Source organism: Paraburkholderia sp. GAS42 (assembly GCF_050436565.1).
Taxonomy (GTDB): domain Bacteria; phylum Pseudomonadota; class Gammaproteobacteria; order Burkholderiales; family Burkholderiaceae; genus Paraburkholderia.
Genome location: NZ_JBNDML010000017.1, coordinates 50,478 through 74,846, shown reverse-complemented (window position 1 = coordinate 74,846; position 24,369 = coordinate 50,478). Strand labels below are relative to the sequence as shown.

Genomic DNA, 24,369 nt, shown 5'->3' with positions numbered 1-24,369 from the left:
GCTACAGTGTGGACATGTGTAATTCACCGGGGGCTATTGCGACATGTCAAAAAACGCGGTTGGCCGGGCCGACCAGGCCGGGATGGATGTTAAGAACAAGATACTGGAGACGGCTTCAGATCTGTTTTACAACATGGGGGTGCGTGCCGTCGGTGTCGATCTGGTTGTCGAGAAAGCAGGTGTCGCCAAGACCAGCCTGTACCGCCACTTTGGCACGAAGGACGACCTCGTCGCAGCTTTCCTGGAACGCGAAGACCGGGCATTCTGGGAGACATGGGATCGGGTCGCGCAACGATATGCGGATGATCCGAAGGGGCAGCTTAGCGGTCAACTCAAGTGGATTGGAGAGCGCGCCGGGCAAGCAAGCTATCGTGGTTGCCCTCAACTTAATGTCGCTGCCGAGTTTCCCGAAATCGATCACCCTGCTCGAAAAGTCGCAACTTCTCATAAGCGCGAGTTACGACGACGACTGAAGGTCATTGCTGAGCAACTCAATGTCGTCACTCCCGACATGCTTGCGGGGCAGCTTGCCGTACTCATAAACGGAGCATTTGTCAGCTCGCAGATCTTCGAGCGCGGAGAAGCTGTGCAGCTGCTTCAACGGGCAACAGACGCGCTCATCGCAGCCAACATCGCCGTCCACCAAGACCCGCATACGCAAGCTTAGCTAGCCGCTGCGCCGGCCGATAAGATGCGCGATAAGTTCGTTCGTAGTTCGTACGCCGTACTTGCGCATCAGTCGCGCTTTGTGTGCCTCGACCGTTCGATGGCTGATATCGAGGTCCCTCGCGACCTGCTTGCTGCTCTTGCCATTCACCAGGAATTGCGCGATCTGCCGCTCCCTGACGGTTAGTTCTATGGTAACCGGCCTGATCGCCGACATGTCTTCGAACGTCCATACGGCTGCCGCGAAGGGATCTTTACGGTCGATGGCCCGCCCGGAAACGTGACACCAGAACAGACTGTCATCAACGCGCCTCATGATGCGTTCGTCCGAATAAAATCCTGTGTCCCGCATGGCCATTAAAGCACGCGCCCCTACGTGAACAAACTCGTCGCGCGAAGGATAGAGAAGCTCCAGGGAGCTTCCTGTCAGGACATCCATCTCGTATCCGAACATCCCGCAAAACGCCTGATTGTACTTGTCGACCATACGTTGACGCGAAACCAGCAACCCGACAGGTGCCATATAAAATGCAAGCTCAAGGTCTCCGCCACGATTTGCGCTTCCATTAGCGTCCGTCGACGGCCCATGAGCGCGTGTAATGGCCGGCTTTGCTCTCCGCACTGTCTGTTTCGTGCCAGACGCTGTAACTGACCAGCTGAACCGAGCGGCGGGCGGCGACGCCCCGTCGCCTTTCACATAAGTGCGCATCGCAGCAAGGAACTTGAGCGGCACTCGGAGTTCATGTGACATGCGTTTGTCCCGCATAAGCACCTTGAACGCACGGTTTAGTGCCCCTTCCCACGGACTACTTTCTTCGAACGGATGAGCCACGAGGTTCCCGCGTCGGTCTGGCGCTGAGACGATATGCTCCATCCAGTTCGCACGCGCTCCAAAGCAGAGCAGATGTACGGTATCAACGTTGGAAACGGCGCGTATTTCATCGACGAATGCCAAGACGTTTTCGGTAGCCTTGTTTGGTGGCCTAGCTCCTGCAAAACGATCGACGGCCAAGAGTAGCGTTTCGACAGTCTCGGGAACCAGGGATTTCTCGGATCCTGCGGGGAGCCTGCCTTCGCTTCCTGCATCCGAAATGGCGACGCATTCTCGTGCGTCTATCGCGATGATTTTTAGGTCGCGATCGAAGTAGGCTCCGACAATCTCAAATCGAATATATCTGACACCTTCTTTCGGACCTGATTCTGGGGCTTGTATCCGACGCGCACGGACATCTTTCCAGACTCGGGTGACAGTTGACCTCGATACGCCCAGCAGTCTTCCCATTGCCTCAGCGCTCGGACGATCCCCGCGCGCACGAGCACCTATTTCAACTAAAGTCTGCAAAACTCGGTCAGTAATGCGTCTTGAAGTTCCCGGCCGCCGTCTGTCCCGGAGACCATCGATGCCGCTGTTTGCGAAGCGCATGCGCCATCTCGAGACAGTGTGCTCGCCGATACCGAATGAAGCGGCAACCTCCTTGTTGCTAGCACCTTCCAGGCACGCGAGTACAAATCGCGCGCGCAGTTTCACTGATTCCCGCTCCGACGTCGACTCCGTGATTCCTCTCAACCTGTCGATATGTTCACTTGACAGAATCACTGGACGTCGCGGTCTTCCTCGTATAGGCATATGCAAACTCTTGACATGAGGATTATGTACAGATTCCTGAATAATGAAGCGAATTTATGGAACGATGAATAAGGGCCAACCCTAATGTAGTTGGACGACTGCCTCACAGTGCCTCGCAGATATACCATTCTTCGCTACGCGACAGGAAAGTGACGAGCCTGAAGAGCCCCACCTTTAGCGACGAGGCTGGTACACGCATGGAAGACACGGCCCACGTGGAAAGCAAGTCACATAACGGCAAACAATCGAGGTAAGGAAAATGGGTAATGGTGTATCAATTGTTGCGAGTGCTCATACACCGTTTGGCCGGCTGAAGGACCAGACGCTTGAAGATTTGATCGTAACCGCTGCACGGGACGCGCTCCGTGACGGACACATCGATGCAGCGGAGATAGATGCAGTGTTCCTCGGGCACTTCAACTCTGGGATGGTGCCCGACGGATTTCCAGCATCATTGGTGTTGCAAGCCGATCAGGGTTTGCGATTCAAACCCGCAGCACGTTGTGAGAATGCGTGCGCATCCGGCTCCGCTGCGATCCACGCAGGTATCAATGCGATCCGCTCAGGGGCGGCAGATCTGGTGCTTGTGGTCGGCGCCGAAAAGATGACTTCGAATTCGACAGAACAGGTCACCCGCGCTCTCGCGGGTGCGGGTTACCAGAATGACTGGTACGAGGCATCTCAGAGCTTTCCGCAACTTTTTGCGTCTGCTGCTCAGCAGTATCGAGATCGCTATCGGGATCCGCTGTATGACATGGCCCGGATCGCCGCGAAAAATCACGCCAACGCACTGGCAAACCCTCTCGCACAAATGCGTCGGGAAATGTCGGTAGATCATTGCATTGTGGTTTCAGACGCCAACCCGGTCATCGCGCATCCTCTACGATTAACAGACTGCTCGCTTATCTCAGACGGTGCCGCTGCGATCGTGCTGGCCTCGACGAACGGAGCAAAGGACTTCTCGCGCGAAGTCGCTATCCGGGCAGCCACACACGTCAACGACATCCTGCCCGTCGCCGGTCGAGACATCCTTGCGTTCGAAGGGGCGCACAGAGCGATTTCCTCGGCACTTCAGCAGGCGAACGTCACGCTCGCAAACATCGACTTCGCGGAGGTTCACGACTGCTTCACCATTGCCGAACTCCTTATCTACGAAGCAATGGGCCTCGCTCCACGCGGCGAAGGCTTCAAGGTGCTTGACGAAGGGACAGTGTTCCCCGACGGGTGCCTCCCCGTCAATCTGTCAGGAGGGTTAAAAGCGAAAGGGCATCCAGTCGGAGCAACGGGTGTCTCCATGCACGCCCTCGCCTTCAGACAGCTCACGGGTGCACCAATCGGCATCCCGGCCGCGAATGCAGAGTTCGGCCTTGTCTTCAACATGGGGGGCATGGCCGTAGCGAACTATGCGAGCGTGTTGCAGGCCCGGAGGTCGTAAAGGCAAATACCGTTAGCTTAATGGTGCACAAACTCGCTACCGAAGCGCAGCAGCCGGTCTTTCGTGACCAGCACGAGACGCGCCGCGCGCCCACGGAGAATGTCGGTCAGCAGCCGGCGCAACTCCTTTTTACGGTAATTCAGGCTACTGCCCAGGTCGGTGATGACCTCGATGTCGGCGAAACGAGTTGACGCAATGGCGCTCGAGCCGGGTCGCCTGCGTCTTCAGCTGTCCGGCCTGATCGCGCGAGGAAACGCGGGCGTAGCCGACGGTCTTGCCTGCGACAGCCGGCTCAGCGTCCAAGATGGCGCGTACCGTGTCACGCGGGTATCGCCGATGGCCGCCAACAGTCCGGCCGAACGGCATCAACAGGTCCTGTCGATGCCAGCGCCGTAGCGTGCCTACCGCTACGCCCAGTTCTGCCGCCATCGCGCCAATTGATAGAAGTCGCATCAGGTATCTCCACAAAGATACCGGGTGTAGGACCCGTTTTTTAACGCGATGATCAGGTTTGCGCGGACTCAACGCTTACTGCTGCAAACCCTGCCCGACCTGACTTGAAGACCTCGGGTTTCAAGTCAGGGCTCAAACTCCAGGCGCTGGTGTCGTTCGCTCGATACCCACGCTTAGCTAATGGTTGGCGATGGGAAGAGATCCGGCAGTTCGTCAGCAGGAACAGGGCGACCTATCAGATACCCTTGAATTTCATCACATTCGAGCTCCTCAAGCATCTGCCTCTGCGCAGGCGTCTCGACCCCTTCGGCGGTTACCGCGAGATTCAGGTTGCGGCTGAGCTGGATGATTGTCTTTACAATGGCTTCTGCGTCGGCCTGCCCTGGGATGTCGCAGATGAAAGATCGATCGATTTTCAGGCGATCCACTCGCAAAGATTTCAGGTAACTCAGGCTTGAATACCCAGTCCCGAAATCATCAAGCGATAGCTTTACTCCGAGGGTGCGCAGGTCGCGCAAGGCCTGGAACGCTGATTCTATGTCTCCGAGGAATGTACTTTCGGTCAACTCAAGCTCGATCTCGGGCGCACAGAGTCCACTCTGCTGCAGAGCTTCCGATACGGTCGTCAATAGATCTCCGCGACGGAGCTGGACCGCCGAAATATTGATGGCAATCCGTTGCAACGGCAGCCCCATTTTTTTCCAGGCAGCAAGTTGCTTGCAGGCCGTGTCAATCACCCAATCGCCAATAGGCACAATCAAGCCAGTCTTTTCCGCGAGTGAGATGAAACTGGCCGGCCCAATAAGTCCACGATTAGGATGTTGCCATCTGATCAATGCCTCAACGCTAACAATCGTCTTCTGTTGAACATCGTATTTGGGTTGATAATGAAGGACAAATTCACCCCTGCGAATCGCCTGTCTCAACTGCGCAAGAAGTGCTCGCTGCACCTCTGCCTCAAGGGGCATATCTTCACTGAAGACATGGTACCCGCTCTTCCCTGCACCTTTAATGCGCTGAAGAGCCGCATCGGCCGCCCGTGTTAAATCGATTAAGGTCTCTGCATGTGTCGGATAAATGGCCACGCCAATGCTCGCCGTCACTTCCAGCAAACTACTCTCTGCAACGTATGGTTCGTTCAACGCTGCCAAAAGCTCCTGAACAAATCGGTCGAGTCCTCGCGCAGCATCGAAATTGTAGAGAAGTATTGCAAACTCATCGCCCCCGTGTCGGCAAACGATTCCCTGACTTCCTACATATCCCACCAACCGCTTCGTGACCTCCACGAGGATTCTGTCGCCGCAGTCATGCCCCCATGCGTCGTTGATCTCCCGAAAATTATCAAGATCAAGCAACAACATCGGTGATTGCCTACCCACGGTCACTGCTGGCTTTGTCAGATCCGTGAATTGTGCCTGAAGTTGAAATCGATTCGGGGCACCCGTAAGGTGATCGTGATACGCGAGATAATCGAGCTTCCTCTTCGTCGCTTCATGCTCTTTTCGCGCACGAAGTGTTTTGATCCCAAAGGCGAGATCTGCGGTCATTGCCTCGAATAACCTGAGCTCCTTCGATCCGAAACCACTGGCCGATGCGGAATAAATCGATAGCGCGCCAATGGGCTTGCCATCGCACAGCAAAGGAATTGCCACTCCAGATCGGAAACCTGATGCGACAATTGCCTCGTCGTCCTTTCTAGGCTTTTCCTCGCAGTCGTCATCCACGATTGTGACATGCTGCTGCAGTGCCTCCGCCACAAGGCAACGGCGAAAATATCCGCGTCCGGCACTCACAAGCCTCATTAGCGAGTCGGCGCCACTTGACCACGAAACTGGCATGACGTGACCAGCACGTGTTGGGTCAGGAAAGCCAACCCACGCCATCGTATATCCGCCGATGTCGACGGACAGCTGGCAGATTTCGTTGAGGAGGGTCTGTTCGTCGGCAGCATGCATCATTGCATGGTTGCAACTCACAATCAGGCGTAGAGCACGAGTAAGCGTGTCGCTTCGCAGGAACATTTCGTCGAGAGCGGACGAATCTCCGGTATCGAGACTTGGGCTACTGTCGTCTTTTATCGAAGCAGACATCTCCGAATCCCCGAGAACCAGCATAGTTTTCAGTGAACCTTTTTGTGGATCATGTCGCGATGGGCACCGTCGCACGGTGTCTCGATGCTCCTTACGTCATGTACGCGCTTCCCGCCCGTTAGCAGGAAGCCCGAAGCGTCTCTTGATTAAATTCACGTTTTCTCTTGGGTCCCTTCCGGTACAACGTATGCAGTCAAGCGAAACATGTGGAAGTTACCAATACCTATGGTCAGGATTGGGATGCAAATCTGGTCGAAAACTAACCAGCCAGAGTCGTAATAGGACAGCGCAACCAAAAACAGAATCGATATGCAGCTACTTGCCCAGTTCTGGCAGGTGCTGTTCACAGGATCTACCAGGACACGCGACAATCTAGCAGATATTTGCTATCCAAGCCTGCTCGCAGCCAATCAATGTTCGCAGCTTCAGCCTTGCCGCTCGCATCTTTGTTCAGACTGCAACGAACAATCAGCAGCAGCACTCGGATGGCCGCAACTTTCCATTGTTCGCCCTTCTATTGCAGGCACATACATTCAGACTATTTCAATAGTGTGAAGATGTTTACTGAAATCCACGATAGCTGCTTGAGTTCTGATAGAAGCATTTTCCAAATGTGCTACTACACAACAAAAAATCCTGGGAGAATTCCTAAGTGCGTATTTCGGCGAACGTGACCGCCGATTTCGGGAACGTGACCGGTTTGGCGGGATAGGCGTTGCGCGGTATCGATTGTAGGGTTTCGTGTCAGTTCTGGTCGAGTTCGGGCTCCAGGTTTTTGGGTTTGAGAGATGCCTTTCGAAGCGACTCGCCGGCAAGCGTGATCCGGTGATGACGCTGCATCAGACGGTCAAGCATCGCGTCGGCGATAGTTTCGTCGCCGATCCAGCCGTGCCAGTGCTCAATCGGTAACTGGCTGGTGACGATAGTGGCCTTGCCCGCCGAGCGGTCATCGATCATCTCCAGCAGGTCGTTTCGAACCATCGCGTCCAGAGGGGCCATGCCCCAGTCGTCGAGCAGGAGGACGTCAATGCGGGCGAGCTGCAGCAGCCATTTGGTAAAGCCGCCGTTGCCGTGCAGCACGCGCAGTTCTTCATTCAGTCGCGGTACGCGTAAGTACAGCGCCGAATGCCCGCGCCGGCAGGCGTACTGCGCCAGGGCGCAGGCGAGCCACGATTTGCCCGCGCCCGTGGGTCCGCTGATGAGCAGGCTGTAGCCCGCTTCGACCCAGTCACCCAGTGCCAGGCTCATGAGCGAGCGCGGGTCCACGCCCCGACCGGAGCGGGTGTCGAGGTCCTCGATCGCGGCCTGCGGATACTTGAGACGCGCCTGCTTGAGCAGCCGGGTACGGCGCCGATCATCACGCCAGCTGGCTTCCCGGTCGACCAGCAGGGACAGGCGTTCCTCGAAGCTCAGACTGGCCGAGCCGGGCTGCGTCAATTGTTCCTCCAGGCCGTCAGCGAAGCCCTCGAGCTTCAGGGTGCGCAGTTGTGTCAGTGTCTGTTGCATCATCATGGCGGGTTCTCTTTATTGGTAGTAGCCGGGGCCGCGTACGTGCGCGTGGCTTGGGCTGATCCAGTCGGCAGGCGTTGCCGCCGCAGCCCGGTCACGGTTGTTGATCAGGATGTCGCGCACATGGCGGTAACGGTGAACGCCCAGTTCCAGCGCCAATGCACAGGCCGCTTCCAGACGCTCGCGGCCGTAGCGCCGTGAGAGCGAGAGCAATCCGAGGCAAGCCCGATAACCGTGTTCCGGATGACGCTGCTCCTGCAGTAGCCGGGTGACGAGCGCGCCGGTTGCCGCACCGATCTGCTGTCCCCAGTGAATGAGCCGCTGTGGCGTCCATTCGAGATGGGCGCGGTGTGCGGCCGGCATGTGTTCAACGACGGTGGTGTAGCCGCCCGCGCGATCGTTACGGGCGTGGCTGGCGACACGGCGGCCGCGATGCAGGAGTTCGACGGCGCCGGCAGTGATGCGCGCATCGAGCTTGAGGCCAACCAGCGCGTGCGGCACGCTGTAGCGGTGTTTGTTGATCTCGACGTGATAGTCGATGTGAACCGTCACTGTCTTGAAGCGCGCGAGCTCGTAGGGTTGTACTGGCAGCGGCTGCAATGCCGGTGCGTCAAGCTGGGCGAATGCGCTCGCGCGGCATCCCGGCAGCTTCTGGAACGGGCGCTCGTTCAGGTTCTTCAACAGCGGACGGATCGCTTCATCGACCGACTGGACTGATGCAAAGCGGTGATGACGCAGGCGCGCCATGATCCAGCGCTCTACCACCTGGACTGCAACTTCTACTTTCGGTTTGTCCTGGGGACGATAGACGCGAGCAGGCAGGAATGACGTGCCGTAGTGGCGCGCGAAGTCCAGCACGGTGTCGCCCGCACGAGGTTCATAGCGGTCGGGATCGGCAATCATCGCGCGCGGGTTGTCCGGCACGATCAGCTGTGGCACGCCACCATAGAAGGTCAGCGCACGTGCGATGCCGCCCAGCCAGTCCTCCATCGTTTCGGCCGGCGTCGCGCACGCGAACGTGTAGCTCGAGGCGCCCATGGCGGCCACGAAGATGTGCGCGCGGCGTCCAGTGGTCAGCGGTAATGTTGGGCCGGCGAAGTCGACGAACAGCTTCTCGCCGGCACGATGGATCTGCCGCATCGAGCGCTTCAGACGTTTCGTGAACGTCCTGTAGTGCTCGCAGAACTGCGTGTAGCGGTAGGTTTGCCGGTCCGCGAATTCGGCCTGGTACTCCTCCCACAGCAACGTTAGCGTCATGCCCTTGCGGCGCAGTTCCTGATGAATGCGCCCGTAGTCGGGCTGGGCGTAGCCCGCTGGCCCCGTCGGCTTGCCCAGCAGGCGCCGCTCGAGTTCGCCTTCGTCCATATCGCAGGTACTCGACCAGTCGAGCCCGGCCGCACCGGCCAGTCCGAGGTACTTCGTGACCACGCCCTTGGAAATGCCCAGCGACGCGGCGATCCGATCGTGCGAGAAGCCGCCGTCGAATTTAAGTCGTAAAACGTCCTTGATCATGCGCATGTTCATCCGGTGCGCGGGCATGGTCTCTCCGGCAAAAGCCGGCGAGCATAGCCCGCGTGGTTGATGTCATGCGCAACGCCGATCCTTTCTTCCGGTCCGCCCGGTCACGTTCCCGAAATCGTCGGTCACGTTGCCGAAATCGCCGGTCACCATCCCGAAACGGCCGGTCACGTTCGTCCGAAATACGCACCTAAGTTTTTTAAAATTTCCACCGTATCTTGTCTTCATATCAGGCCTGATCCCCTACGCGGGATCCGCACTGTACATTCGGCTCGATAACATCGCGCGTGTCCGCAATCAGGAGGTGAAGCTGGCGACTCAGCTAAACTCTTCGGTGCAAGACAGAGGCATTTTTTTGCGAAACATCGCCCTGCTTGACGAACCACGAGAAATCGATGTGAAGATGTCGCGCATAAGCGCAAGCGCAACTTCGTACGCCGAAACACATCAGACGTTGGATGCACGACTTCGACGGGAACCTCGCGTCAACGATCGGGAGAAAGGACTCTCTATACAAGTTAAGGAAGATGAAAATGCCGTGCGCCCCCCTCAAGGACCAGACAATTTCACTCGTTCGAAGTGGCAATCAGAGAGCGGCCGGGCGGCTGCTCATGACGAAAGCTGGAAAACTTTCAAACGCCCGGACCGCGCGACTCGATGAACTCTCCCGCTTTGAAAGAGAAAGGAAATCAAGGATTTGATCGGAACATCGGTTAGTCATGTTGCGACAGGCTCGTCTCTCTACGAGATGCAGGCAACACCATGCAGAACATTGTTCGCGCAGTTGCGAGCATGACAGGCATCATGCGTGAGATCGAGGCAGTTTCCACTGAACAGACGACAGGGATCGAACAGGTCAATACTGCCGTAGGCCAGATGGACGAGGTAGCCCAGCAAAATGCCGCTCTGGTTGAGCAAGCGACGGCAGCTGCGCAAGCCATGTCTGATCAAGCAGATGGTTTACGCTCAGCTGTCTTTGTTTTCGTTCTGGATAGTAACGCAATGGGTGGTCACCACATTGCAGCGTCGATGCATCAGATGAAAAAAGCGTCACGGCTAGTGTTCGGGCGAGTCGGCATGCAACGCGCATAGCTCTCCGACGAACGCGTGAAGCTACTACGCCTAGCCTCCAATCGTATAGTGGCCGATCATATGAGCGTCAACGTCTCGCACGGTACCTTTGACAGTGAGTTCCTTTATCCGATCACGCCCACCGCGTAGCTGCTGCCATTCACGGTAGCTGTAGAGGTGCGCCGGCGCAAATGTAGATAGACCGCGCCGGGCAGGTCGCCGAATGGTCGATCCAGTGTTGATGGCGGCGAGCTCTACCTTCTTGTGACACGCACTCACGAGACTGAGAGTGTCGAACGCCAGGACGACCCGCTGTTCTCCGTGCTTTATATTAGCGATCAGGTGGCTGTTCAGACTCTTTTCATCGACCCAGAAAAACACACGCTGATTCAGCAAACGAATCCAGTCCCACGGCTCCAGGTCATCATCCAGGCATTTAGAAAGGGCTACTTCGCTGAGCGGCGCATTATCGGTCAGCGTAGCCTCCCCGTAAGCAGGATGCTGGATGGCCACGCTCACAGGGCGCCGTTGGGTTTCTAAAAGCTCACGCTGTGCGGACGGAACATCGAAGAGCGTAAGGAGATCGCTTGCTGGCAACAATCCATGCTTCCTGATGCTTGACAACGCGTTGGGCCGGGTGATGTGATAAAGACGCGGATGGATGGATGAGAGTTCTTCGGGTGACAAGACGATTCTCGAATAATCAAGATCAGAGCGGACTAAGACCACGAAAAGGATGCGCGTTCCTATGGTTCATGCACACGGATAGCAGGCGCAGACCCCAGCGCACTTCATTATTGCTTCGGTGCGCGAGGAGCTACTCGCTCACCGGAGCAGTCGGCGGTGCGTAGACTTCATCACTTCGCCCGCCTGTTTGTTCCACCTACATATGAGCCGCGTTAGCCTGGACGGACCCTGACCGGCACACGGCGGAAACACCCAGCAATCATTGCGATCTCGCGAGCCTCCGTGGTCCAACTGCGACAAGCGCACGACGTGCTGTCGCAGACTGACTCAGATAAGAGACCCGCGTGCCGCACCCTCAGAATGAAGCAGGCGCCCGAAGCTTAATCTGCTGGAAAAAGGCGCTGCAGCTGTGCGTAAGACATAGCCCCATCGAATACAGGGTCAGAGCTACCGCTCTGCAGGAAGTCGCGCGCAAGTTTTTCTGCTTTGCCCCACAACGCCTGAGAAATGCCAGATCCAGCACTCAGGCGGCGTACTCCCAGTTTTCCGAGCTCAGAGGCGTTTGCAAGTCCCGGCCATGCCATTGCATTCAGAGGCAAAGAAATCGCGCTGACGACTGACGTGATGTCTTCCGGCTTTGCGATTCCCGGCAAAAATAGGCCATCAGCTCCGGCCTTGGTATACAGCTCGCCCCGCTTGATCGACTCGTCCACCAGCTTCGAGTCCTCGACGAGTTGCGCGAGAAACACATCGCTTCGGGTGTTCACAAAGACATCTACGTCGGCCTTGGAGACCGCATTACGAATTGCCTCGATCTTCGAAGCTAGTAACGTAGCCTTATCCTGACCATCCTCGATGTTGATTCCGGCAACGCCGAGGTCAACCAGCCGCATGACATTCTCAGCCACCGTCCTAGGGTCATCAGAATAGCCGTTCTCGATGTCAAACGAGAGCGGAACTGTCAACACTCGCACCATGCGCGATGCGGCGGCGACTACCTCTCCAATCGGAAGAAGTCGGCCGTCCTGATAACCAAGCGCCCAGGCGACACCTGCACTGGTAGTCGCTATCGCAGTTGCCCCTTGACTTTCAAACAGGCGGGCACTTCCAGCATCCCACGCATTCGGAAGGCGAAGCGGCGTAGTGTTGTCATGAAGCTTTCGGAAAATTGCAACTGCATTCGTCATGATTCCCTCTATCTAAGTTGTCTGTTAAACAGATCATGCTCAAGCGATTGCGCGGCCCGATTCATCTCGTCAGGCTGGATTCTTCACCGACGGACGTTCGGACACTTTTGCATGCCATGCCTTAAGCGACTGGCATTCCTCGGGGATGTCAATCTTTGCAAATGCCGCAAAATACAGTCCGGCAAAAAGCGTGATGTCTGGCATCGAGAATTGATCACCAGCAACGTAGGGCTGGTTAGACAAAACGCGGTCGAAATAGTGCATTCCCGCTACGGCTCGTTCCCGTTCGAAAGCTCCCCACTGCGTACGCCCTTCCCATTGTGGCAGCTTGTATGCTTCAACTGCCGGCCCTGCGCCAGGTGTCCCATAGTGGAAATAGATGCCAACGGCATACAGCAATTCCCGTTCTGCGCGTTTTTGCATCATATGAATGACAGCTTTTTCTTTTGGTGTCACACCCGTTAGAGATGGCTTGCCGTCCAAATTGTCAAGATACTCGATGATTGCGGTGCATTCCGAGATGTACGTCCCGTCGTCGAGCTGTAAGACTGGTACGGTGCCCTCAGGGTTGATGGCCAGGAACGGAGGCTGTTTGTGCTCAGCTGCAGGCAGATCTATTGTGACGAACTCAACTTTGTTCGAAAGACCCTTTTCCGCTAGGGCGATTCGTACACGAAGTGGATTCGGAAATCCAGGGTAGTCAAGAATGCGCATCATGTGCCTTGGTATTTGGGGTGGTTACAAGCAGGTAGGCAGAGGATAGTATCCCGACTCATCCTACTCCGCACGTTGGTCAACATCATTTATAGATTATACCCATAATCGTCTTTTTTGCGCGATCGACGCGCCGATCTGGGTCTTCTAGACGTAACGTGCGATTCTGCACGGCCGATATCCAGCGTGCGTGGCGGTTGCCAGGACGCTCTCACCCGAGAAGCGGATGCTTAACAGCATTTCTTCATACAGGTCGCAGATGGTCTGCTGCCAGGCGTGCAGTAGAATTTTGCCGACCGCATAGCGTCGTCCAGCAACTATTCGTTTTAAACGAAGAATAAATTCAAACGGCAGGTATGTATTTCCATTCTTAAATTGGGTATTCTTTGCCGTGATCAAACCTATGTGCCTTTCAATCTCCTGCAGGCGCAGAGGCCCGATCACATGCGAAAGGCTTTTCGACAATTGCTGCTCCTCCAAACCCTGTAGCTCATGTCGAGTGGGCACAGCATCTGCTGTGCCCTTTTTTTCCCGACTCGGCTCGCAGATCTCCGCCGTCAGGCCGAGGATAAGAGTCTGAAATAGAAAGCGTTGCTTGAATGCCGTGGTTTTTAAGAGAAATCTTAAATGTCGCTGCGCGCTGGGGTAGATGCCAATCAAGGGAATGTAATGCTCTATCCCAAAGGTCGCACCGACGAAGGATAACGGACCTTGCCCCTGAGTGCTGGAAGCATAGTAGACCGCTGATCGCTAAGCGACATTAACTCAGGCTTGAAGATGGGCTTGCGAAGATGCAGCGCACACGGAAGATGGCTCGCGCGGCGCGCCTCACGAAGGCTAACGAATCACGGAAATACTACTACATCAGTTTTATCGGCGGCTGTCGCGCGATATGGTGTCATGCGTGCAGGCAAGGTGAACGCGCAAGGATGGGCGCCGACGGCAAAGTCCGTACTCGACGCAGTTTCGGATCATCCTGCAGTACGAGAGCGTCGGGTGGACATGAGGCCTACGCAACTTGGGCCTATAGCGCTGTGGATATGCGTAGACCGAAGGGCCGTCGAAGTCTTGAAATAATAGAGCGGACGCTGCTTCGCAGTACGCCCTACACATCGATTCTGCGCAGGGCATTGTGCGGCGGAATATCCCAACCTTGGAGTGGGAGTCCCGCCCCTCCCGCACGGCACACTTGCCAGCGACCAAACGCGTACAGGATCCCAAGCCGCCGTTTAAGTGCGAATTGAGAATGGCCGCCGCAACATGACGAGGCAGCGCAGACGCTTCCGGAGCGCTTGGCGGGCGGTCATTCCTGCCACAGACGTCGACGTTCAGCAGATTTTTGTGACTCAGCGATGTCCATCGCTGTTGCTACATCTGTGGCATGCACAGCTAGCTCGTTCCGCCCTGCTCTTCGCACTTTTTCTTTGTGCCTCACTGCAGCTGCCAGAAGCCCTCCAGCGAGGGCCAATGTTATGACTGCAGTCGCCCCTGCTGCTAGCGGCAACGGCGCGTTGTCTCTAGCCGCGCTTGCCCTTTGCTGTCGTCGGCGCCGCCGTTATCGACGGACCATCGATCAGGAATTTGCTGCGGTCCTTAGCATCTTTGATCCAAGCTGGCGGTCTTGCTCGTCCGCTCCAAGTCGCCCCAGATACAGGATCTCTGTATTTCGGAGAAACTTTCACGTGCGGAGCCTTCGTGGCTGCGGCGTGCACGCCATTCTTCGACCCGGCCGGTCGACCTCGCTTGCGCAATTCCGCCGTCTCAGCCTCAAGATCCTGCACTGAAAGTCCATGGTCAGCCATCATCTTTTTGATGCTGGAAATAACCGATGCGGACTTCTTGCGACGGAGATCGTCGGCCTTCTTTTGCAGGTTCGCGATCCGTTGCTCAATCTGGGATAACGTAGCCATCGTGTCTTTGGACTAAAAAAGTTGGGAAATAACGACTCCGTCTCACAAGCACATCTCGCGCACAAATCGAGCCGGATTAGGTTGGACTATAGCCCGCTAGACGGACAAAGAAAAGAATTTTATGAGAATTCGCCAATAGTATACGAGTTTTTGACAATACTATTTGCGCAAACTAGAAGAATGTAGCGAGCACTAGGCAGTGCGATCCCAGTCTTTCGGCTTGCCGTTCCAGCTTGGAGCAGGTCAATGTGGCTGGCGTGCCTATGTGTCCGCTCAATCACCAGCCGGCGGAGAAGACCACTCTAGATGTGGTGTACAGCGCGTTTGGCATTGACTTTAACGTCGACCACGTGGCCGTGACGGAGACCGAACCGTTTGGCAACCTTTTGCGAACGTAGCGGTTTCCATTGCTGCGGAAAGACACGGGCTCAGGCCCGCACAATGCAGTGCGCTCAGATGCGCTGACTGCGGCAGCGGCGTGGGCGAAAGAGGCGCGTAAGCCATTGGTCGCCGAGGACCTCGACTTCACGGCAAAAAAATGCGATTTCACAGCTCAGTCCGAAGGGGGCACACATGCCCTCGGGGCTGCTCTACGCAAAATACCGGCAGCCGTTTGAGGCGAAGTGCGTCAGGGAGGGTGTCGAACTGATCAGAATTGATCCGGCCTATACGGCGACCATCGGTGCGGTGAAATACACATCGCGACGCGCCTGGAGCGTGCACCCTGCTGCTGCGGGCGTTGTCGCCCATCGTGGGCAGAAGTTGACTGAACGTCTGCCTCGCCCGGATACGGCTGTCCGTGTTCCGGTGCGAGGTGGTCATCACGCCCTCGAGCTACTTGCAAGGAAAAGCCGGGAGTCGCGTGCGACTGCCTGTCGCAGCGCTCATACAGCGCACAGACGTATGGTGCGCGAGCGCTGGCTTGCCACCCGGGACGGTTCGCCGCGCGGGAGTATGAAAGATAGCTTTGGTTGTAGCGGCCTCGCCGCACCCTTCGGCAGGGCGCCCGTTTGCCCTGCGCAAGACAATCTGTATATGCAGATTTGGTCAGGGCGCGTGGACTGGCACGCGGTACAGCCCGCCCTCTTTCGACGGTCAGGAAATGTCAGACTTCAAGCGGTCGATTAGCAAAATAATCTTCCTGAAGATTGCAGGTAAAATCTTATCGATATACTGTTTCGAAATAGTTGGACGCTCACATTTAATCTGACCCTATTTTCAGGGGCTCGCTTGCAATCCGTCATCGGCTACTGTTGCCCTCGACCAGCGACGCGCGTCATCTGGATTATCATATTGTTCTACAACACTTTTTTACCCCTTTGGAGCACACATTATGGGACATTCACAGGCGGAAAAAGCCGAAACTCATCAACGGATTGTCGATGTTGCTGCCAGGCGCTTTCGTGAGCTTGGGATTGAAGGCATTAGCGTTGCGGATATCATGAAGGAGGCGGGCCTGACGGTTGGTGGTTTCTACAAGCATTTCACTTCTCGCGACGACCTGGTTGTCGAAGCTCTGATGGCGTCGTTTGCTGAGATAGAAGAGTCTGATCTTACTCAGCAGCCAACGCTCAAGAAAACCATCCAGGCATATCTGTCGGAAAAACACCGGGATGAAGTGCATAGCAGCTGCGCGCTGTCATCGCTAATTAACGATGTCTCGCGAAGCACAGATGATGCGCGAGAAGTCTATACCCAACGGCTGGAACGCAGCCTGTCGCATATCGAAAACCAAGTTCCGCCAGAGATCGAGGGCAATCATCGAGCTAAAGCGATTCTGGCGTATAGCGCTTGCGTCGGCGCCATGGGTTTGTCACGAGCAGTTTCAGATCCCAAGCTGTCACGTCAAATTCTCAATACCGTCGCAGCAGAGCTCATTTCTTTGTTTTCAGCGAAGCAATCACAGGATTCGGTCGCATAGGAAGTTATGTCTCCAGACTAGGAAGTTGCCAATTTTATTGTGCATCTACACACGTGGCAGATCTTCGGTGGGCCATGCGGCCGTGCCCACGTCCCTACCCCTCTGCTAGAGGAGCCAGCGCACGGACGTCGACATGAATATTCCGCGCCACTGCTCATCCCAAAGTGCGCAAAACTGTTCATGCTGACTGTCTGCTTGGGGCAAACGGTTGTTCTTGTCAAAGGACCTTTTGCACTCCGGCGTGGCTTGCCACTTCGGGTGGCAAGCCATTGCTCACGCACACATACCTCTCCCTATACGCTGCACGACCGCCGCGCCAGGTAGCCATACGCGATTCGCCGCTTTTCCTTGCCTGTAGCTCCACCGAGTGATGGCCGCTTCACGCCGGAACGCGGGCGGCAGTGTTGACGCGTGACATACGCTCAGTCAACTTCTGCCCGTGACGACGACAGGCAACAACTCCCTCCGTTGTAGCATGCACACTCTAGCTGTGTCGTGATGCGCATTTCACTGCATCGATGGTCGACGCGTGGGCGGAACAATCCCGATCGACTCGACCGGTCGTGTGGAGGGACTTCGCTTCAACTGTCTTCTTTTCTTTCCGGCGAAACCTAGGTCTTCGACGCTTACCGGTTAAATGCCGCCTTAGCCTCGGCCCTTCCGCAGTCGAGACATCTGAGGGCACTGCGTCGCCCTGCCCATGGCCCGAATCTTCTCGCGCAGCAGTGGAAACCGCTAAATCCGCAGCAGGTTGCTGAATGGATTGGTCACGTTCGCTGCGAAATAGTCGGCTTCTCGTCGCGGCCGAAATCCAGGCTATCGCTGGACATCAGAGCCTCCTCAATGCTCTCCTGCGGTGCCACGATCTTCGTCAGATTGAGGACATGTCCCTGATAACTCGATTCCAATCATATGATCAAAACCAGCTAGTCTCCTGACTTAATTGAGATAAGTGGTTATAATCCAGAATACAATTCGCATGGATTTAAATAATCCGCGTTTTCCCTAACCCTTCAACATCGCTGCGGTGGCCCTACAGCTGCCGCACAGGGAGTGGCATGGACCGGCTTCAGGCAATGCAGACGTTTATCAAGGTCGTCGAGATGAACAGTTTTTCGCGAGCTGCAGATGCCCTGCAACTGCCGCGAGCGTCGGCTACGACGATCATCAAGAACCTTGAGGCGCACTTGAAGGTTAGCCTGATGCGGCGCACGACCAGGCGACTGAACCTAACACCGGAGGGTGCACAATATTACGAACTATGCGTCCGCATTCTTTCCGAAATTCAGGAATGTGAAGACGCTATCGCTAATACGGGTAACGGTCCGCGCGGTCAGTTACGTGTCGATATGCCAGGCTCCATCGGCCGGCTAATCATAGCTCCGAAGATCATGGAGTTCCGCGAGCGCTATCCTGACATCGATCTGATCATCGGATTTGCCGACAAATCAGTCTGTACCGCCCAAGAAGGCGTAGATTGCGCCATCCGTTCAGGCGATTTACACGACTCAAGCCTCATTCGACGCCCCCTGAGTGAAGCTCCGATGCTCACAGCTGCAAGTCCCAGGTATCTCGAGCGTCACGGCAAGCCAACCAACCTCAGTGATTTACAGAATCATTTCACTGTCCATTACTTCTCAGATGTAACCGGCCGGGCTGCTGCCTTGAATTTTGTAGTCGAGCAAGTCCCGCGAGAAGTCGAAATGAGACGAGTGCTGATGCTAAGTGACATTGAAGCGTACGTGACATGCGGCGTCACAGGTGCTGGGATCATCCAGGCCCCACGCTTTCTGATCCAAGCCCACCTGGACTCCGGACGGCTTGTTGAAGTCCTTCCTCAATGGAAGCCTCTTCCCATTTCAATATCTGCGCTATACCCACCCAATCGACATCTGACCGCAAAGGTGCGCGTCTTTGTGGAATGGATTGCGGCCGTTTTCGAGAGCTGCCCGGCCATGCGTGCAGCTGAAGTCACCGCGTCATCAAGCTTTGACATCTCGACATTCAATGATGTCGCATCGTCTTTGTGATCTCCTCACACTCAAGGTACAAGAGTTCTCCTCGCTGGATGGTGCGCAAATTGGCTTGACGACATGAATGACTGCCTCAACGCGCTAAAAAGATGGTCCAACGTTGTAGGGAGTTCGACGCGGTCACGGCGTGATTTACCGAGCAACCGCTTCAGCGACGGCTTCACGACTTATCGCTAATTTTTGCTAGCAAAGCTGTGAATATCCCGGCTGCGAGCACACTAAGTCGTTGAAAAACAGAGATATTGTGAACTAAGTGGTCTGCCAGCAGTATTGTGCGCGTATTGGCAGCCCCTTGTTAGACTGCTGTTTCGTGCGCCCAACGGATAGTCATGCGCGCTTTATAAAGATGATAACCATACTCTAACGGTGCAATATGAGAGTTTCAAGGACATCGCCGACGAGATCCTGTGACCAGCCCTAAGAATTCAGATCGCCAGATCCAGATCGCAGCGTGGGTCGTTGCCGACACGGCTGCCGCTCTCACAAAGCTTGACGATTGGCCACTGCTGCGTCCATTGAAAGTATGCTGCAGCTAGCATCTGCACCGCCTGACGCGTGCCCGCGCTGGCGCCCACGACTACTCCGTGCTGTGTCCAGGCATAACTGCTTGCATCTGGTCGCGTCCTAGCCGCCATCGTCAGTGCAACCGTCCCGTCGCTGAACTCACAATCATCGAGGCTGACTACAGGCAGCCAAAGCGACTATGCCTATTTTCTGGCTGAGATCTGCACTGAAAAATGCATGCTTGTGAGCTAAGAAATACGGTAGATGCTATATTTTTTTGCCCGGCGGACATTCACGTCTGTGAGGGAGCATGACGGCCCAAGCGAGAATCCGAACTGAAAGCCGGATTGCAGACAACCTATATCCCTGTCTCACCGCGATAGATAACTTGACTGCCGGAGCGAGATACTCTGACGCGCCGTGCGTCTCTAAAAAGGATAGTCATGTCTAAGGAATTTGACGTTGTCGTGATCGGCGCAGGGCCTGGCGGCTACATCGCAGCGATTCGCGCAGCGCAACTCGGCAAGTCAGTAGCCTGCATCGAAAACTGGAAGAACCCGGCAGGCAATCCGAAGCTGGGTGGCACGTGTCTGAACGTGGGCTGCATTCCGTCGAAGGCGCTGCTCGCTTCGTCAGAAGAGTTCGAGAATGTCTCACACCATCTCGGTGATCACGGTATTACCGTGAGTGATGTGAAACTCGATATCACAAGGATGCTTGCCCGCAAGGAGGCTGTCGTCGAAAAGATGACAAAGGGCGTCGAGTTTCTGTTCCGCAAGAACAAGATCGTCTGGCTCAAAGGTCAGGGCAAGTTCAGCGGAAGGAGTGACGCAGGTGTTCAGATCGACGTGTCAGGTGACACCGGCACCGAAACTGTGATCGCGAAGAACGTCATCATTGCCACAGGCTCAAAGGCGCGCCATCTACCGAATATTCCGGTAGACAACAAGATTGTGTCAGATAACGAAGGCGCTCTCTCGTTCGATTCTGTGCCGAAAAAGCTTGCGGTGATAGGCGCGGGCGTGATTGGACTGGAACTGGGTTCGGTCTGGCGGCGACTTGGCGCCGACGTGACGTTGCTTGAAGCGCTCCCTGCTTTTCTCGGCGCGTGCGATGAATCAATCGCCAAGGAAGCCGCAAAGCAGTTCAAAAAGCAAGGCTTGGATATTCACGTGGGCGTGAAGGTCAATGAGGTAAGAACGACTGACAACAGCGTCTCCATTGCCTATACCGACAGGGACGGAAACGCGGCGACGCTCGACGCCGATCGCCTGATCGTGTCAATCGGGCGCGTGCCCAACACGGACAATCTTGGTCTGGACGCAGTCGGACTGGCCGTAGATGCGCGCGGCTTTATCCCCGTAGACGAGCAGTGTGCCACGTCTGCGCCAAACATCTACGCGATCGGCGACGTCGTGCGCGGTCCGATGCTCGCTCACAAAGCCGAAGACGAAGGGGCGATGGTTGCTGAGGTGATCGACGGTCAGAAGCCGCTCATCGATTACAACTGTATTCCGTGGGTGATTTACACCGAGCCAGAAATTGCATGGGTGGGCAAGACAGAACACCAACTGAAGGCTGAAGGCCGCGAAATCAAGACCGGCCAGTTCCCGATGTTGGCCAACGGCCGCGCGCTCGGAATCGGCAAGCCCGACGGCTTCGTGAAGATGATCGCTGATGTGAAGACCGACGAGTTGCTCGGTTGCCATATCATTTCGACGAATGCGTCCGATCTTATCGCCGAAGCAGTAGTGGCAATGGAGTTCGGAGCCGCATCGGAAGACATCGCGCGAATTTCACATCCGCATCCATCGTTGTCGGAGGTGATGCGTGAAGCGGCTCTCGCCGTCGACAAACGTGCACTGAATATGTAGATTCCCTTTCCGTACAGAACGGCTTACAGGATCGGGCGCCGCGAGCGCTCGATCTCGTATCGTTGCCTCTTGAGAGGCCAGGCAATGACGCCACGGCCGCATCTGTTGCAATACAGTTGACAGCAAAATTTTTCCTCGTCAGCATCGACGTGATGAAATACCGGTTAGCCAGCACTTCTGATGCATTTCATACTTATCCTCTGTTTTAAAAAAGCGATGCTGTCATGAGCGAGACTCCACGCGCAGGACGTCCCAGATTTGTCGTGCGCCGTTCTCCGGTCCACGGGCGAGGTCTCTTTGCGAATCGCATCATTGCTGCGGCCGAATTCCTCTGCGAATACAAAGGCGCTCGAGTCAACTGGACGGAAGTTTTGGACCAGCTCCCAAATAATCACTCTCAACCAGGACACACTTTCTTCTTTGACGTCGAGGCAGGAGTCGTCATAGATGGGAGCAAGGGCGGAAACAGCGCACGCTGGTTGAATCACGCATGTTCGCCCAACTGTGAGGCGGAGCTTTCGAATGGTCGAATCTTCATTTATGCGCTGTGTGACATATCACCAGGCGAAGAACTTACGCTTGACTACGGGCTGATTTTGGACCGACGCTGTAGCCGCAAAGTCAAGGAACAGTTCCGTTGTCGTTGCACCTCGCCTGATTGCAAAGGAACGATGCTGGAGGAGCGGCGACGGAAAACGCAATTGTGTGGTCATGGCGAAGCTCGGTGAGCCGAACGCGATCAATAACAGGTGTTGTCTTTCGCTCCTCCGATGACTGCTGGCTAGCCATGAGGGATGCAAAACGGCGTCCATTTCGGTTCAGCCGGCAACGCGCATCCGTCGGCTGTGAAGATCTCAGATGCTGTGCGAGAACCAGTGTGTTCGACGATACCAGCCTCGCCCATGTAAACCGCATCGTTCCTCAAATCGTGCTGTCGCAGGCGCATCTATTAGTGGCTAGTCGGTTCCGTCACCGCAGATCATCTTCGTGAGACATACCGTCACGTGGTCATGGTTTGGACAATGCATCGTCTAGCACGGTAGGAGGTTTAGATCCCAGTGATCCGTGGTATTGACCTAGTCGAACTCCGTATGCGTGACGCAAACATCCCACATCGCTATTGCACATAGCTCTTACGCTGAGCCAGTCGCGCTGTGCTTCGGTCAGGGCTGCAGGATCGGACGCTGCCCGGAAAGCCGCTGCATAGACTTGTGCCATCTCCAGATCCATCGCTGCAAGCCCGGGATCACTACAGATTGCCTGTTCGTCTTCTCGCGCGGCCTTTGCGCAATCGAAGCTGGTGTTGTACGTGATACGCAGCTGGATGGGTGACGCTTCAGCGGATTCCGATGCCGCCGATTGAGATGGGCTTGCCTGATCGACTGCGATGCTTGCGCTCTGAGCGGCTGACGCTGGCACGTCGCTCAATTGCGGAGCTGACGCTACGCCCCCGCCTCCCACCGGATTCAGTCCGTCCGCTGTCAGCGGTTCGGTGACTGCGGAGGCGCCAGCGATGACGGGTAAAGGTGTGGAGCGGCCTGCTGCCGGCGAATCGTCCGACTTGTGATTAACAACAAACAGCACAACTACTGCGACGATTGCCGCCAGCACGACGACTCCGCAACCAGACCCAGAACTCGCTGCGACAGCACGTTGAATTTGCCCTACGTCTCGGCTTGAGCATTGAGGACACCGCATAGATATCGTCTTGCCTCGCGGATACCAGGTATATCCGCAAGCACGGCATTCGTTCTGCGATCTCAACGTACTTCTGGCCATGCCGCCCCCGTTGTTCATTTTATTCGCAACGGCGAATTATGCGTTGCGTTGGGAAAAATTCAAAGCCGGTCAATCCAATTTCATCTAGCGGATGACACCTTCACTCGCACGCCATCGCCTTCCCTGCATCTGCCTGCCGGTGTAAGAACCAGCATCGCCTCGAGGCTCAAGTGCAATGCATGTAAACCTGCGATGCGATATTGTTGCCAAAAAAATCCGAACTGACAGATTAGGGTACAACTCAACATCTAAACAGCTCAACTGGGAATATAAAATCAGCGGTGATTTGACCATAAAGTGAGTTTCCGCTTCGTTTCACAGATACCAGGACGTCGTGGATCATCCCTCTCAGCGCAGCATTAGTGGCACATGCGAGCTAGACACGAGCGCTTCGCGTGTAACAACGTCGCTGTAGCACGTACAGATACGGGATTGGAGCGGTAGAAACCGAACATGCCCCCTCCGGGGGAATCACGCTCAGCCTAACGCCTGGAAGTATCACCGGTGGAAAGAAGCTTCGCACCGATGCGCCTTCGTCAGTCAGAAATGACAGCAATCAAACGCTTTAATCTGGATCTGAGTCAATGCGTGGTAGACACAACGGCGGTGACGCCGAAATGGCACACTTTTTTCCGCCTCAGCCGACAACGTCGCTCAATCCGGTTAAATAGGTGAACTGCCCGTAATCCTGGATAGAATATTTCTGGTAAAAATAGCCATCGAGGCGAAAAATGGACGAAAAGAGCCTATGTTGGACGTTAGCAGCACGCTACGTTACCCGAGGAACCGGACTGTACCCAACAGGCGCCGGAAACACGGAAGTACCTCGCAGTTCTTTCGCCCTCGTCTAGCCTATGAAGACCGCACCCCGTATCTACATTCCGCGCTCGCTTGCGCCCGACTTCGCAGCTCGAGCTCGCAATCGCCGCGAGGCATTGCGGAAGTCCGTGCCGGAAATGGCAGCGCTCGTTCATGTCACGCCGTTGACTGTCGCCCGATGGGAGTCGGGTAATCTGCCCGGTAGCATGCTCCGCACGAGAATCGACGCGTGGGAGGCAGCCTTACAAGTGCCAGCCGGTTGGCTACTATCGCCAGAAGACAAGATCTTGCCCAAGCCGGTTATTTCGTCGTCACCGCCCTTCTCTTCGGCCTCGATGGCTTACGACCCCTTGTTCGTTCCAGCGGCCGCTGGTCGCGCACTGGGTTCTCGCGCGCGAGCCCGACGACGTAGTCTCGGGCTTTCATTAGCACAGGTCGCAGAACGAATTGAAGTATCCGTGCCGAGTTTAGTCAAATGGGAAAAAGGAGAGCTTCCCCGCTCAATGCACAGCAGTCGTCTGCTCGCATGGGAAACGGCTCTCGGCCTACCATCTGGCGGGCTTGTTGCGCCA

The 24,369-nt window shown here is 55.8% G+C and carries 16 protein-coding genes and 2 pseudogenes; 8 read left to right on the top strand and 10 right to left on the bottom strand.

Annotated features, from left to right (window positions below):
- Positions 1 to 43: 43 nt before the first annotated feature.
- The gene (locus P3T16_RS23750; protein WP_429344118.1) at positions 44 to 667 is read left to right on the top strand and encodes a TetR/AcrR family transcriptional regulator; all 624 of its coding nucleotides are present in this window, start codon (positions 44 to 46) and stop codon (positions 665 to 667) included.
- On the opposite strand, the gene P3T16_RS23745 is transcribed toward P3T16_RS23750, so the two are convergent.
- Positions 668 to 2,293 (bottom strand): LuxR C-terminal-related transcriptional regulator, encoded by a 1,626-nt coding sequence (locus P3T16_RS23745; RefSeq protein WP_429344117.1) that lies wholly within the window; start codon positions 2,291 to 2,293, stop codon positions 668 to 670.
- A gap of 259 nt (positions 2,294 to 2,552) precedes the next feature.
- Between P3T16_RS23745 and P3T16_RS23740 the strand changes: the two genes are divergently transcribed.
- Complete coding sequence (locus P3T16_RS23740) at positions 2,553 to 3,728, top strand: acetyl-CoA acetyltransferase (protein ID WP_429344116.1); 1,176 nt, start codon at positions 2,553 to 2,555, stop codon at positions 3,726 to 3,728.
- A 144-nt stretch (positions 3,729 to 3,872) separates the two neighbouring features.
- On the opposite strand, the gene P3T16_RS23735 is transcribed toward P3T16_RS23740, so the two are convergent.
- The 4 genes from P3T16_RS23735 to istA form a co-directional block, all read right to left on the bottom strand.
- The gene (locus tag P3T16_RS23735) at positions 3,873 to 4,181 is read right to left on the bottom strand and encodes an IS607 family transposase (RefSeq protein ID WP_429344115.1); all 309 of its coding nucleotides are present in this window, start codon (positions 4,179 to 4,181) and stop codon (positions 3,873 to 3,875) included.
- A gap of 173 nt (positions 4,182 to 4,354) precedes the next feature.
- Entirely contained in the window at positions 4,355 to 6,271 is a 1,917-nt protein-coding gene (locus tag P3T16_RS23730) for a bifunctional diguanylate cyclase/phosphodiesterase (RefSeq protein WP_429344114.1), read from the bottom strand.
- 744 nt (positions 6,272 to 7,015) lie between these two features.
- Positions 7,016 to 7,783 (bottom strand): IS21-like element helper ATPase IstB, encoded by a 768-nt coding sequence (gene istB / locus P3T16_RS23725; protein WP_429344113.1) that lies wholly within the window; start codon positions 7,781 to 7,783, stop codon positions 7,016 to 7,018.
- Positions 7,784 to 7,795: 12 nt separating this feature from the next.
- The gene (istA, locus tag P3T16_RS23720; RefSeq protein WP_429344112.1) at positions 7,796 to 9,319 is read right to left on the bottom strand and encodes an IS21 family transposase; all 1,524 of its coding nucleotides are present in this window, start codon (positions 9,317 to 9,319) and stop codon (positions 7,796 to 7,798) included.
- Positions 9,320 to 9,980: 661 nt separating this feature from the next.
- Between istA and P3T16_RS23715 the strand changes: the two are divergent.
- Positions 9,981 to 10,300: pseudogene (locus P3T16_RS23715) on the top strand (methyl-accepting chemotaxis protein); the annotation flags it as partial.
- A gap of 120 nt (positions 10,301 to 10,420) precedes the next feature.
- On the opposite strand, the gene P3T16_RS23710 reads toward P3T16_RS23715, so the two are convergent.
- From P3T16_RS23710 to P3T16_RS23690, 5 genes are all read right to left on the bottom strand, one after another.
- Complete coding sequence (locus P3T16_RS23710) at positions 10,421 to 11,056, bottom strand: DUF7002 family protein (protein ID WP_429344111.1); 636 nt, start codon at positions 11,054 to 11,056, stop codon at positions 10,421 to 10,423.
- Between the two features lie 380 nt (positions 11,057 to 11,436).
- Positions 11,437 to 12,243 (bottom strand): isocitrate lyase/PEP mutase family protein, encoded by an 807-nt coding sequence (locus P3T16_RS23705; protein WP_429344110.1) that lies wholly within the window; start codon positions 12,241 to 12,243, stop codon positions 11,437 to 11,439.
- Between the two features lie 69 nt (positions 12,244 to 12,312).
- Entirely contained in the window at positions 12,313 to 12,957 is a 645-nt protein-coding gene (locus tag P3T16_RS23700; protein WP_429344210.1) for a glutathione S-transferase family protein, read from the bottom strand.
- 147 nt (positions 12,958 to 13,104) lie between these two features.
- Complete coding sequence (locus tag P3T16_RS23695) at positions 13,105 to 13,617, bottom strand: hypothetical protein (RefSeq protein ID WP_429344109.1); 513 nt, start codon at positions 13,615 to 13,617, stop codon at positions 13,105 to 13,107.
- Between the two features lie 857 nt (positions 13,618 to 14,474).
- On the bottom strand, positions 14,475 to 14,867 hold the full coding sequence (locus tag P3T16_RS23690; protein ID WP_429344108.1) for an H-NS family nucleoid-associated regulatory protein: 393 nt from the start codon (positions 14,865 to 14,867) through the stop codon (positions 14,475 to 14,477).
- Between the two features lie 1,333 nt (positions 14,868 to 16,200).
- On the opposite strand from P3T16_RS23690, the gene P3T16_RS23685 reads away from it, so the two are divergent.
- The 5 genes and pseudogenes from P3T16_RS23685 to P3T16_RS23665 all read left to right on the top strand — a co-directional run.
- Positions 16,201 to 16,788 (top strand): TetR/AcrR family transcriptional regulator, encoded by a 588-nt coding sequence (locus P3T16_RS23685; RefSeq protein ID WP_429344107.1) that lies wholly within the window; start codon positions 16,201 to 16,203, stop codon positions 16,786 to 16,788.
- A 1,058-nt stretch (positions 16,789 to 17,846) separates the two neighbouring features.
- Complete coding sequence (locus P3T16_RS23680; RefSeq protein ID WP_429344106.1) at positions 17,847 to 18,818, top strand: LysR family transcriptional regulator; 972 nt, start codon at positions 17,847 to 17,849, stop codon at positions 18,816 to 18,818.
- Positions 18,819 to 19,768: 950 nt separating this feature from the next.
- Positions 19,769 to 21,199: a dihydrolipoyl dehydrogenase gene (lpdA, locus tag P3T16_RS23675; protein WP_429344105.1), complete on the top strand. Its 1,431-nt coding sequence runs from the start codon at positions 19,769 to 19,771 to the stop codon at positions 21,197 to 21,199.
- A 224-nt stretch (positions 21,200 to 21,423) separates the two neighbouring features.
- Positions 21,424 to 21,927: an SET domain-containing protein gene (locus tag P3T16_RS23670; RefSeq protein WP_429344104.1), complete on the top strand. Its 504-nt coding sequence runs from the start codon at positions 21,424 to 21,426 to the stop codon at positions 21,925 to 21,927.
- Positions 21,928 to 23,832: 1,905 nt separating this feature from the next.
- Positions 23,833 to 24,336 (top strand): annotated as a pseudogene (locus P3T16_RS23665) (helix-turn-helix domain-containing protein); the annotation flags it as partial.
- Positions 24,337 to 24,369: the final 33 nt, after the last annotated feature.